Annotated in this window: 15 protein-coding genes; 11 read left to right on the top strand and 4 right to left on the bottom strand. The window is 49.1% G+C overall.

Features of this window, described 5'->3' with window-relative positions:
* Nucleotides 1–32: 32 nt before the first annotated feature.
* The 11 genes from HPY86_02045 to HPY86_01995 all read left to right on the top strand — a co-directional run bounded on the left by HPY86_02045 (nt 33) and on the right by HPY86_01995 (nt 8,243).
* Nucleotides 33–1,634, top strand: coding sequence for a DUF87 domain-containing protein (locus HPY86_02045; GenBank protein ID NPV13698.1), 1,602 nt, complete (start codon nt 33–35; stop codon nt 1,632–1,634).
* Nucleotides 1,635–1,712: 78 nt separating this feature from the next.
* Entirely contained in the window at nt 1,713–2,450 is a 738-nt protein-coding gene (locus HPY86_02040) for an ABC transporter permease (protein ID NPV13697.1), read from the top strand.
* Nucleotides 2,447–3,145, top strand: coding sequence for an ATP-binding cassette domain-containing protein (locus HPY86_02035; GenBank protein ID NPV13696.1), 699 nt, complete (start codon nt 2,447–2,449; stop codon nt 3,143–3,145). The genes HPY86_02040 and HPY86_02035 overlap by 4 nt, the downstream gene beginning before the upstream one ends.
* Nucleotides 3,126–3,869, top strand: a complete 744-nt coding sequence (locus HPY86_02030) for an MCE family protein (protein ID NPV13695.1) — start codon at nt 3,126–3,128, stop codon at nt 3,867–3,869. Before HPY86_02035 ends, HPY86_02030 begins: the two co-directional genes overlap by 20 nt.
* Before the next feature lie 61 nt (nt 3,870–3,930).
* Nucleotides 3,931–4,503, top strand: a complete 573-nt coding sequence (locus tag HPY86_02025) for a rubrerythrin family protein (protein NPV13694.1) — start codon at nt 3,931–3,933, stop codon at nt 4,501–4,503.
* A complete protein-coding gene (gene tpx / locus HPY86_02020) occupies nt 4,503–5,018 on the top strand; it encodes a thiol peroxidase (protein NPV13693.1) in 516 nt (171 codons plus the stop codon). Before HPY86_02025 ends, tpx begins: the two co-directional genes overlap by 1 nt.
* A gap of 115 nt (nt 5,019–5,133) precedes the next feature.
* Nucleotides 5,134–5,340 (top strand): hypothetical protein, encoded by a 207-nt coding sequence (locus HPY86_02015; protein NPV13692.1) that lies wholly within the window; start codon nt 5,134–5,136, stop codon nt 5,338–5,340.
* 20 nt (nt 5,341–5,360) lie between these two features.
* Nucleotides 5,361–5,738: a desulfoferrodoxin gene (locus tag HPY86_02010; protein NPV13691.1), complete on the top strand. Its 378-nt coding sequence runs from the start codon at nt 5,361–5,363 to the stop codon at nt 5,736–5,738.
* A gap of 5 nt (nt 5,739–5,743) precedes the next feature.
* Nucleotides 5,744–6,289 carry a ferritin gene (locus tag HPY86_02005; GenBank protein NPV13690.1) on the top strand — a complete coding sequence of 182 codons (546 nt, stop codon included), beginning with the start codon at nt 5,744–5,746 and terminating at the stop codon, nt 6,287–6,289.
* 19 nt (nt 6,290–6,308) lie between these two features.
* Nucleotides 6,309–7,508: an FprA family A-type flavoprotein gene (locus tag HPY86_02000; GenBank protein NPV13689.1), complete on the top strand. Its 1,200-nt coding sequence runs from the start codon at nt 6,309–6,311 to the stop codon at nt 7,506–7,508.
* 12 nt (nt 7,509–7,520) lie between these two features.
* Nucleotides 7,521–8,243 (top strand): High molecular weight rubredoxin, encoded by a 723-nt coding sequence (locus tag HPY86_01995; GenBank protein NPV13688.1) that lies wholly within the window; start codon nt 7,521–7,523, stop codon nt 8,241–8,243.
* A 112-nt stretch (nt 8,244–8,355) separates the two neighbouring features.
* Here the strand turns inward: HPY86_01995 and HPY86_01990 are convergent, their stop codons facing one another.
* The 4 genes from HPY86_01990 to tig all read right to left on the bottom strand — a co-directional run bounded on the left by HPY86_01990 (nt 8,356) and on the right by tig (nt 12,057).
* Complete coding sequence (locus HPY86_01990) at nt 8,356–8,715, bottom strand: hypothetical protein (protein NPV13687.1); 360 nt, start codon at nt 8,713–8,715, stop codon at nt 8,356–8,358.
* A gap of 219 nt (nt 8,716–8,934) precedes the next feature.
* Complete coding sequence (clpX, locus tag HPY86_01985) at nt 8,935–10,185, bottom strand: ATP-dependent Clp protease ATP-binding subunit ClpX (protein ID NPV13686.1); 1,251 nt, start codon at nt 10,183–10,185, stop codon at nt 8,935–8,937.
* A complete protein-coding gene (clpP, locus tag HPY86_01980; GenBank protein NPV13685.1) occupies nt 10,182–10,808 on the bottom strand; it encodes an ATP-dependent Clp endopeptidase proteolytic subunit ClpP in 627 nt (208 codons plus the stop codon). The genes clpX and clpP overlap by 4 nt, the downstream gene beginning before the upstream one ends.
* A gap of 34 nt (nt 10,809–10,842) precedes the next feature.
* On the bottom strand, nt 10,843–12,057 hold the full coding sequence (tig, locus tag HPY86_01975) for a trigger factor (GenBank protein NPV13684.1): 1,215 nt from the start codon (nt 12,055–12,057) through the stop codon (nt 10,843–10,845).
* Between the last annotated feature and the right edge of the window lie 27 nt (nt 12,058–12,084).

The following is a 12,084-nucleotide window of genomic DNA, read 5'->3' as shown; positions in this document are numbered from 1 at the left end:
ATTATTTATAAGAGGATTGAAAGGAGGAAGTAATGGGGCAGGTTGATATTGGGTATGTTACGGAAGTCAATGGTGAACGGGCACTGGTTGATTTGACGGTTGATACCACTGTACCGTTGAGTAATGGTTATTACCCGGGGCAACCTGGTTCCTATGTTAAAATCTCTTTTCAGGATTATCGTGTCATCGGGCTGGTTTCCAGTATTAAAATGGAAAATGGGAAGTCAGGAAGGAAGGTGGCGGATTGTGTTTTACTCGGCACCCTGGGAAAAAACAAGAAATTCGTCCGGGGTATTTCGGTTTATCCCAATGTTGGACAACGGGTTCAGATGGTGGATGACAGTGAACTGGATGACATTTTTTCTGAGTTTATTGAGTACGGGTTTTCGTTTGGCAAGCCCAGCGGCGCGGAGAGTCAGCGGGTTTACATCAATGTTGATAAGTTCTTTGGACAGCATATTGCGGTACTGGGGACAACGGGTTGTGGTAAATCCTGTACCGTGGTGAGTATTCTCCAGGAGGCGATTAAGAAGTATCGCAATACCCATATCGTTGTGCTGGACCTGCATGGTGAGTACGCGGCAGCATTTCCCGAACAGGTAAACCTTATTCAGGCGGAAAATGTTGAGTTGCCCTACTGGCTCTTAAATTTTGAAGAGTTTGTTGACCTGACGGTTGATTTGAGCGAACCAACCGCGAAAAACCAGATTATTGTTTTGCGCGACTCATTAATGCGGGCGCGACAGGCATGGGATACACGAGAACGGTTAGGGTTGGGTTCTTCAATAACCGCGGATTCACCGGTGTATTTTGACCTTGATGATATGATTTCCATGCTCCGGGATTGGAACATCCAGATGGTTTACAATGCCCAGGGTGAACAGGAAGAAGGTCCACTCTATGGCGTTTTTGATAAATTCCTCATTCGTCTGGACAGCAAACTGTCTGACCCGAGGTACAACTTTATGTTCAAGCCCCGGACTTATACGAGCAGCGCCAGTTTTATTGAACTGCTCCAGAACTACCTTTCAATAAATGCGCCGCATCAGATGACGGTCATAGATTTAAGTGGTGTTCCTTCCGAGGCGATTGGGGTTGTGGTGGCGGTGGTTGCCCGGATGGTTTTTGAATTCAACCTCTGGAATCCAGAACGGGAACGGTTCCCGATACTTTTGGTTCTGGAAGAGGCGCACAACTATGTACCCAGTCGAAGCGATGGCCGGTTTACCGCAGCAAGAGGCGCGGTAGAACGAATTACGAAGGAAGGGCGAAAGTACGGCATCGGTATGATTGTCGTCAGTCAGCGTCCTAAAGAGCTTTCGGAAACGGTTCTTTCGCAGTGTAACACATTTATTGCGATGCGGCTTACCAATCCGGATGACCAGAACTATGTGCGCCGGTTGGTACCCGATTCACTGGCGGGTTTGATGAATATGCTGCCGGCATTACGAACTGGTGAAGCGTTAATTCTGGGTGAGGCGGTAGCGATGCCGACGCGCATGATGGTTGACTTGCCGAATCCGAAACCGATGAGTGGTGACGTTGAGTTTGCGCGCTGGTGGCAGGAAGGGATGCAAAACCCAGACCTCGAGCGCATTGTTAAACGGTGGCGTGCCCGAAGGAAAGATTTGTAGAGTTTGCTGACAACCAGCGTAAACTCTCTGGGTTAATCTGTGAATTGACAGGGTGCCGGTTAACAATAATATTTTTCTATGAGGGCGTTTACCGGTGCTTTTGATTTCATAATTTTTCTCGGGCGGAGTTTGACATTACCGTGGGATTTAAGACACACATTACCCCGGGTTGCTGAACAGATATACCATTTTGGGGTCGGTGCGGTGCCAATAGTGGCGCTGGCAAGTGTATTTGTCGGTTTAACTACCGCGGTGCAGACCAGTTATCAACTTTTAGGGGTTGTACCGCGTTATTTTATCGGTATGGGGGTCGGTAGGATGTTGCTCATCGAACTCGGTCCGGTTTTTTCGGCATTTATCTTCGCCAGCCGTTCGGCGCCAGCGATGGCAGCGGAAATTGGCGCGATGCGTAATTCAGACCAGATTGATGCATTGCGGGTTATGGGTATTGACCCTTACCGGTTTCTTTGTTTGCCGCGGATTGTTGCGGCGACAATCTGTTTGCCTATCCTTGTGGTAATAATGGAAGTACTCGCATCATTTACTGCGGTTATTGTTGCAAACTGGGTGGGAGTGGCACAGGAGACATTTGTTTATGGTTTAACTCATTTCGTCCAGGTGCGAGATTTTGTTGGCGGGGTAATCAAAGCAATTATTTTCGGGCTGTTTATTGGTACCTGTGGTTGTTATTTTGGGTTTAATGCCGAAGGCGGTGCTCAGGAGGTGGGTAAAGCAACGACAAGAGCGGTGGTGGTGTCCGGGATTTTAATCCTCTTTTTTGATTTCATTGTTGCAAGCCTGATGTTTTCCCGATGATTAAATTAGAAAAGGTAACAAAACGGTTGCGGGGCCAATTGATTCTTAATGCGATTGATATGGAGGTTCCACAAGGGACGCGTGTTGTGGTACTTGGTCCGTCAGGTGCGGGTAAGACAATCCTTCTCAAAATTATGGCTGGGTTAATTGCGCCTGATTCGGGCCAGGTGAGTTATGATGGGCAAATGTTAAGTTATGGGCCGTTTGCAGACAACGGTACAATATCGGGTAAGATTGGTTTTGTATTTCAAGGCGGAGCGCTATTTGATTCTTTAACTGTGAAAGAAAATATTGCCTTGCCCTTGCGTGAAGGCAGTAGTTTAAACGACAAAGAGATTGAGACACATGTCAATCAGGTACTTGTTCAGGTTGGTCTGGAAAAAGCCGGTAACCTTCGCATACAACAGCTTTCGGGCGGGATGGTACGGCTGGTTGCGATTGCGCGGGCACTGGTTGTTGAGCCTTCCTATCTCTTTTTTGATGAGCCCACTACCGGTCTTGACCCGATAAATCGAGACCGCATCTGTCAATTAATTTCGGAAATCTGCTGTTGTAAGGAAAAGACAGCTGTGGTTGTGACTCATGACCTTGACATTGCCCGAAAATTGGGTGAGCAAATTTACCTCTTAAAAGAATGCCGTTTAACTCCAGCCCGAGAGATAAGAAAGGAGGATTATGAGGCGTCGGGTGCGTGATTTACTGGTTACCGTGTTCGTTCTAATCGGAATATTACTGGGATTATTCGGTTATTTCTGGTTTTCCGGAAGGTCATTTCATCGGCGCCTGAAAGTTGTTCGGGTTTACTTTAACGATGTTGCCGGATTAAGAGTTGGTGACCGGGTAGATGTTCTTGGAATAACAAAAGGAAAGGTTGTTGGGTTAAAACTTGATGGGAAAAAAGGAGTTGAGGTCCTGGTGGGTTTGGAGCGGGATGTTCCGTTGACTCAAGATACACGGTTTGCGATTCGTTCCCTTTCTTATCTTGGGAGTGACCGGTATCTGGCGGTAACACCGGGAATCGGTCCTGATGCTGATGAGACAGTTGTTTTCCAGGGTGTCAATGAGGTTCTCGACCTCGAGACCACCGTTGCTCGACTGGACCGAATTTTAAGCGAAATTGACCCTGATGTTCTTACGGAGGAGTTGCGCCGGACAAGAGAGGATTTGCTGCGGATAATAAACTCCCGGCTGGCGGGTTTTGATTCCGGGTTTGTAACCACGAATAAGAGCCTTGCCCGGTTGGGTACTGTTCTTGATAGTATGGTTTTATTACTGAATAAGGAGTCAACCGCAAAGAAACTGTTAACCTCGCCCGAACTTTATGATGAGTTGTTGAAAACCAGCCGGCAGTTACAGGAGTTGATTGCCGACCTGAAATCCCATCCGGAACGATATTTTCGATTGAGGATATTTAAATAGAATCCATTAGTTTTGAATAAGGGTCTAAAATAGAAGTGAAAAAATATAAAAAGGAGGTAAAGTGCAACTAAAAGGAAGCAAGACCGAAAAGAATATCCTGACCGCTTTTGCCGGAGAATCGCAGGCGAGGAATCGTTACACCTACTTCGCCAGCAAAGCCCGGGACGAAGGTTACATTCAGATTGCGCAAATTTTTGAGGAGACGGCAAACCAGGAGAAGGAGCATGCCAAACGGCTTTTTAAGTTACTTGAAGGCGGTAATGTTGAAATTCAGGCTTCATTTCCGGCTGGAGTGATTGGTACAACGGCTGAGAACTTAAAAGAGGCGGCAAGTGGTGAGCACTACGAGTGGACTGAGATGTATCCGACATTTGCCCAGATAGCAGAAGAGGAAGGGTTTTCTAACATCGCGGCGATTTTCCGGGCGATTGCGGTGGCTGAGAAACAACACGAAAAGCGGTATCAGGCGTTAAAGGCTAACATCGATAGTGGTCGTGTGTTCCGCCGCGAAAAGCCGGTGGTGTGGCGCTGTATCAACTGTGGCTATATTCATGAAGGAACCGAGGCGCCCGAGATTTGCCCTTCGTGTGCTCATCCTCAGGCTTATTTTGAACTTTTAGGGGAGAACTGGTGATGGAAGAACGAAAAGGCGAAGTAACAGTTCAGGGAAATCCAGTAACGCTCATCGGTCCCAAATTGACGGTTGGTCAGATAGCACCCGATTTTTCTCTGGTCGGTACCGATATGAAGCCGGTAACCCGCGAACAGTTCAAGGGTAAAATATTAGTGCTTCTTTCGGTTCCGTCGCTTGATACTCCGGTGTGCGACCTTGAAGCCCGAAAGTTTAACCAGGAAGCGGCTAATTTAGGTGACGATGTTGTCGTGTTGCTGGTTAGTATGGACCTGCCTTTTGCCCAGAAGCGGTGGTGTGGTGCAGCGGGTGTAGAACGGGTTATAACCGCTTCGGACCATCGGGATGCCTCGTTTGGCACATCTTACGGCGTTTTGATCAAAGAGCTGCGGCTACTTGCACGGGCGGTATTTGTTGTTGACCGCGAGGGGATAATTCGTTATATACAGGTGGTTTCTGAAGCCGGTAAGGAACCAGATTACCAAGCGGTCCTTGAAGCGGTTCGTAAGATAAAATAAAAGGAGAAAAGAGGGTATGAAAGAGGAGCCCAGAGTTTATAGTTGCAGCGTTTGTGGCCAGATAGTTGAACTGGTCCATAAGGGGGGTGGTTCGCTTGTATGTTGCAACAAGACGATGCAAAGAGCCCAAGAGAAGCAGGGAGAACAAAAGGTTCCAGCAAATGCACCTTACTGGAGTTGCTCCAGTTGCCATTATGTTTTGCAGGCGATAACACCCCCTGATGTGTGTCCAGCGTGCGGACAGCGGTGTCAGTTTGTTGATGTTTCCTGCTACATACCGGAGTGCGGTCTGACCGGGGTGGACAGCAGGTTGATAAAGTAAAAAATAAAAAGGAGGTATAAATGGCTAAAAAATTAGAAATTTATAAGTGTGAGGTTTGTGGCAACATTGTTGAGGTTCTTCATAGCGGTGCCGGTCAACTTGTTTGTTGTGGTCAGCCGATGAAACTTCTTGTGGAAAATACAACCGATGCGGCAAAAGAGAAGCATGTACCGGTGATTGAAAAAACCGACCAGGGTTATCGAGTAAAGGTCGGTAGTGTGCCCCATCCAATGGAGGAAAAACATTACATTGAATGGGTGGAACTGGTGGCAGACGAACGCGCCTATCGACAGTTTCTTTATCCGGGTGAAAAACCTGAGGCGTTTTTCTCGGTGGCGGCAAAAGAGGTCTATGCCCGGGAGTACTGTAATATCCACGGTTTGTGGAAGGGGGTTTAAACTTTATGATTCCGAAAAAGATTGAAGAGGCGTTTAACCGACAGATTAAACACGAACTGGAGTCGGCTTACCTTTACCTGGCAATGGCGGCATATTTTGACGAAACCGGCTTTCCCGGAATGGCGCGCTGGATGCGGGCGCAGGTGCAAGAAGAACTGACGCATGCGATGCGATTTTTCAAGCACATCTTGGAACGCGGGGGTGAGGTAAAACTACAGCCGCTGAGCGTCTTAGGCGAGAAGTGGGATTCGCCGCGGGCAGCGTTTGAAGCGGCTTACGAGCATGAAAAGTTTATCACTGGCACGATTCACGAACTGGTAAAACTCGCCCAGAGCGAGGGCGATTACGCCTCCAATAGTCTGCTGCAGTGGTTTGTTGATGAACAGATTGAAGAGGAGGAGAGCACCCTGAAAATTGCCCAGGACCTGAAACTGGTGGACGGTGATGGTCGCGGCATCTTGATGCTTGACCGGGAGCTCGGTCAGCGTGTCTTTGTGCTGCCACCAGAGCTTGCCGCCTTTTATGCTCAGGGCACTGGAGCTAATCCGTAGATTTTAAACGGAGCGCCTTATGGGGTTCAATGCGGTTAAAATTAGCGACCGGGTTTACTGGGTGGGCGCAATTGACTGGGCGGTAAGAGATTTTCACGGCTACTCGACAAATCGAGGTACTACCTACAACGCCTATCTTATCATTGATGAGAAGGTGACTTTAATTGATACGGTGAAGGCGCCTTTTAAGGACGAGTTGCTCAAACGGATTTCCTCGGTTATCGACCTCGAGAAGATTGACTACATCATCTCCAATCATGCCGAGATGGACCATTCGGGTGCTTTGCCCGCGATAATTGAGGCGGTAAAACCGGAGAAGGTCTTCGCCTCGGTGATGGGTGTTAAGGCGCTTAAGGAGCACTTCCACTTCGGGCAGGATTTAATTCCCCTTAAAGATGGTGACACACTCAATCTTGGTTTACTCAATTTGAAGTTTTTGGAAACGAGGATGCTTCACTGGCCCGACAGTATGGTCAGTTATCTTGTTGAGGAGCGGCTGCTGTTTTCCCAGGACGGTTTCGGGATGCACTGGGCAACAGGCGAACGTTTTGCCGATGAGCTAAATTACGAAACCCTGAGGTATGAAGGGGCGAAATACTATGCCAACATCCTGTTGCCTTATTCGGCACTGGTCTTAAAACTGATTGAGCGCATCGGTCAGTTACAGCTGGCGATTGATATCATCGCACCGGACCACGGTCCAATCTGGCGCAAAGAACCGATGAAGGTTGTCTCCTGGTATCAGGAATGGGCAGAACAGAAGCCGAAAAAGAAGGCGGTTGTGGTCTATGACACAATGTGGGGCAGTACCGACATTCTGGCAAGGGTGATTGCTGATGCAATCGCTGAAAATGGGGTAGAAACAAAGGTTATGCGGTTGCGCGCCAATGACCGCAGCGATGTGATGACCGAGATACTTGATGCGGCGGCGATTGTGATTGGTTCGCCTACTCTGAACAATGGTATCTTTCCCACGGTTGCTGATGTGCTCACCTATATAAAAGGGTTAAAACCGAAAAACAAATTGGGCGCGGTTTTTGGTTCTTATGGGTGGAGTGGTGAAGCGGTTTCGATTCTTGCCGAGGAGTTGCGGGAAATGGGCGTGGAACTGGTGGCAGAGCCGTTGCGGGTGAAGTACGTGCCAGATAAAGAGGCGCAGGAGCAAGCCCGGAAACTGGGTCATCTGCTGGCGCAGAAGATAACTGAAAGGAGTGTCTAAGTGGCCGGTAAAGTGGATTTAAGCGCACTGAACAGTTTAACCTATGGCCTTTACATCGTAACCAGCCGGGCAGGTGAACGCATCAACGGTTTGACGGTTAATACTGTCGTTCAGGTGGCGCTTGAGCCCTGTCTGGTGACGGTGGCGGTAAACAAGGCGAGTTTTACCAACGAGTTGATTCAGCAGAGCGGGCTATTTGCGGTTACGGTTCTGGAAAAAGAAACACCGCTTGAGTTCATCGGTCGGTTTGGTTTTCGTTCCGGTCGAGAGGTGAATAAGTTCGATGGGCTTAATTATGAAGTGGGTGAAACCGGTGTGCCGCTTGTTACCGAGCATGCGATTGTGGTAATGGAGGCAAAGGTCCGGGAAAAGGTGGACTGTGCCACCCATACGCTGTTTGTTGGTGAAGTGGTAATGGCAAAATGGGTTAAACAGGGTGAGCCGCTAACCTACGCCTATTACCATGAGGTGAAGAAAGGAAAGACCGGTAAAGGTGCACCAACCTACCAGGCAGAAAAAGAGAAAGAGAAGTTAGTCGATTCCCGGTCAGCCGGGAAAACAAAGGAGCAAAAAATGCAACGCTATGTTTGCACCGTTTGTGGCTATGTTTACGACCCGGCAGAAGGTGACCCGGATAACGGGATTCCTGCTGGCACACCGTTCGAAAGTTTGCCACCAGACTGGGTATGTCCGGTGTGTGGCGCCAGCAAGGACCAGTTTGAGCCTGAGGAGTAGATGGTAGCCTCAATAGTCGGTTAATAACTGATAATCAGTCGGTTACTATTCGGGGCAGAGTCCAATCTCTGCCCCGACTGTTTTCCTGATTTCCTGAAGATGCAAATCAAGGCTATGGTGCGGGAACAGAAAGCGCCTCATCGCGTATCCGTTCCAGAACTGTGCGGTTCAGGGTTCTCGCAACCCATTTTTCCAGTAAAACTCCAATTTCCCGGGAAAGAGATGGACCGGAAAAGCGCTGGCGTCGGGAGTAGATTTCCCGGGCGAAATTCAGATAAAATGGATAAAGCACGGTCGGCACATCGGCTGAGTCCAGAACCTGTTTCGCCTTGGTTTCAATCTCCACTAACAGTTTTTGCTCGTGCTCCTGCCGATTTTGCATCGAAGTCCGGAGCCGTTTTAGCCGAACGCAAACCTCTTCTGGCTCGGTTTTAAGCCGCCATCTTTCCATTCTTTTTGTGACATCAGCCATTTTTACCTCCTTTTTGATACTCTTTTTCCATCTGACCATTATGAGCCAGAATTCAGGATAAGTTAACGCTAAAGTTTAATGACCGGTTAAAGGAAATACCGCAAGATAACTGATATGAATGGGTTAAAGAGTAATTAAACCCCTGCCCGGGGCGTGCCTGACCGCAGTACTAACCGCCGTCATGGTGATGATACCAGAGTTTTATGATGGGTAAGTTTTTTACTGCGCTTTACGCTGGGCGGTCCGGCTATAGATGTATTCCGGAGGCTTTTTCCGGGCGATGACATCAGGGGTGATGATGCACTCAATCACATTTTCTTTATTGGGGAGTTCGAACATTATGTCGAGCATCGTTTCTTCGAGAACGGCGCGTAAGCCCCGGGCACCGGTGCGCAGTGCCAGTGCTCGGTCAGCAACCGCAGCGAGCGCCTCTGGTGTGAAGGTCAGTTTTACGCCTTCCAGTTCAAAGAAATAGGAGTACTGATGAATCAGGGCGTTACGCGGTTTTGTCAGGATGTCAATCAGCGCCTCGCGGGAAAGGCTGTGCAGGGGTGCAATCACCGGGAGCCGGCCAACAAATTCCGGAATGAGGCCGAATTTAATCAAATCATCCGGTTGCACCATGGTTAAGAGTTCGTCGCTATTCTGCAAGCGGTTGCTGCTGAGCGGGGCACCGAATCCGAGCGATGTTGTCCGTACCCGGCGTTCAATGATTTTATCCAGTCCCTCAAATGTCCCGCCGCAGATGAACAGAATGTTACGGGTGTTTATCGGAATAAACTGCTGTTCCGGGTGTTTTCTGCCACCCTGAGGCGGCACATTGGCGATGGTGCCTTCAAGGATTTTGAGCAGCGCCTGCTGAACACCTTCACCGGAAACATCACGGGTGATTGAAGGAGAGTCGGCTTTCCTGCCAATCTTATCAATCTCATCGATATAGACGATTCCAATCTCTGCCTGGGCGATGTTGCCCTGTGCCGCTTGCAGGAGCCGCAACAGGATGTTCTCCACATCCTCACCAACATAACCGGCTTCGGTTAAAGGTGTGGCATCAGAAATCGAGAATGGTACCTTGAGAAATCGGGCAAGGGTTTCGGCAAGCAAGGTTTTGCCCACGCCGGTGGGACCGATAAGCAGGATGTTGCTCTTATCCAGTTGCGGAGCGTCGCGGCGGGCGGTGATGCGTTTGTAGTGGTTGTATACGGCAACCGACAAAACCCGTTTGGCGTACTCCTGACCGATGACAAATTCGTCGAGATAGGCTTTGATTGCTGCGGGTTTGGGTAGTTGTTTCAGGGGTTCAAGTACGGTTTCCCGTTCTTCAAAAAGGCTGACCGCAAGCCGGGCACACTGTTCGCATATCAAACCATTGCGGCCCCGGACCAGACGGCTGGTTGCGGTCTCCGGAGTGCCACAAAAAGAGCAGATTTCGGGTAGGCGTTTTTTTACGGGCCGATGGCGGGAACTCATTTCCGTTTCTCAATTACCTCGTCAATCAGTCCGTACTCTTTGGCTTCGGTTGCCGACATAAAGAAGTTGCGGTCGGTATCTTTGAGGATTTTTTCGACCGGCTGGCCCGTATGTTTGGCAAGAATTTCGGAAAGGGTTTCCTTTGCCCTTACCAGTTCCCGGGCATGGATTTCAATGTCGGTTGCCTGACCGCTCAAGCCATAAGCCGCAGGTTGATGAATCATCATCCGGGAACGGGGCAGGGCAAACCGTTTGCCCTTTTCACCGGCAGCGAGCAGCAGGGCTGCAATTGAAGCTGCTTCGCCCACGCAGATGGTTGACACCTTGGGCCTGATGTACTGCATTGTGTCGTAGATTGCCAGTCCAGAGGAGACAACGCCACCAGGAGAGTTGATGTAGAGAAAGATGTCCTTTTCCGGGTCTTCAGCCTCAAGATAGAGCAACTGGGCAACGACAAGATTGGCAACCGTATCGTCAACCGGTTGACCTAAAAAGATGATTCGTTCTTTAAGAAGCCGGGAGTAGATGTCGTAGGCTCGTTCTCCCCGGCCCGTCTGTTCAATTACCATTGGAATTAACACAGGGACCTCCTCGGTTTCCTGATTTTTTATCCTTTCCGCCATTTGTTATTTAGACCATCAGTTTTGCGGTTTTGATTCATTTAATGTTCGCCTGGTCAAGGATGAGGCGAAGAACCTTGCGCTGCAGGGCATAGAAGCGGTAAGATGCGGTATCGACGAGTGGTGCGATTTCATCCGGGTTTCGGCCCGTGGTGCGGGCAAGTTCGTCAACCTGCTGTTTGATGTCATCTTCGCCGACCTCGATATTTTCTTTTGCCGCGATGCGCATCACAATACAGTCGAACTTTGCCGAGCGAATAGCAATTGGCAGGATTTTTTCCCGAATTTCTGGAGTGTCAGGTAAATTTAGTTGTTGCCGGACCCGCGTGATGTGTTCTTCAACCCAGGATTGAGGTGGTTCAAAGTTGTGGGCGGCAACCAGCTGGTCAATAACCTGGCGTTTTAATTCGTCTTCAATCTGTTCTTCCCGCTCAGCGAGGATTTCGTTGTTTATCGCCTGACGCAAAGCATCAAGATTTTCAAACCCAAGGTCGGTGGCAAACTCTTCGGTTATTTCGGGTAGATGTTTTTCTCGGATTGCGCGGACCGTAAATTGATAAGTTATGGTCCGGCCCGCAAGCGTTTTGTCTTCGTGGTCAGCGGGAAATGTGATTGTTGCTTTACGTTCATCTCCCGGGTTTACTCCGAGTAGCGCCTGGTTGACTTCAGGATGGTTATTTTCATTCCCAACCTGTAAGGTGACATTGGTTTTCGGACCAACCAGCTTTTTGTCACCCTCGGTAATTGTATAGTCAACAACAACAAAATCGCCGTTCTGGGCAGGCCGTTGAACAGGCTGGAAATGGGCACATTTTTCCCGAAGTTCGGAGAGTCTTTTTTCAAACTCTTCGTCAAATCCGGTAGGGGTTGGCCGGTTGAGGTTTAAATTAGTATAAGGTTGCAGTTCGAACTCAGGGACCACTTCTACTGCTGCTCGATAACGAATGGTTTTATCCGGCTTAACCTCAAGGTCGAGAAATTGAACCCGGGAGGCGGGTTTAATGGAGTGTTTTTCCAGTGCCTCAGTTAATGTTTGTTCTACAAGTTCTTCCACCGCCGCTGATTCGAGGGTGGAACCAAACCGGCGCTCCATGATGTACCTGGGCACATGTCCCCGTCGGAATCCCGGAACCTCGGCACGGTTCCGGTACTCTTCAATCAACCCTTCGATACGGGATTTTAACCGTTCGGGTTCAATCTCCACTTCAATCTCTCTTAACCACTCTTTCGGTGATTTTACCGCAACTTCCAAACTGTACTCCTTTGTTGCTTATCCTTT

It is taken from the genome of candidate division WOR-3 bacterium, from assembly GCA_013177935.1.
Classification (GTDB): Bacteria; Hydrothermota; Tepidihabitantia; order Tepidihabitantales; family Tepidihabitantaceae; genus Tepidihabitans.
This window is presented reverse-complemented; position numbering and strand designations above follow the sequence as displayed.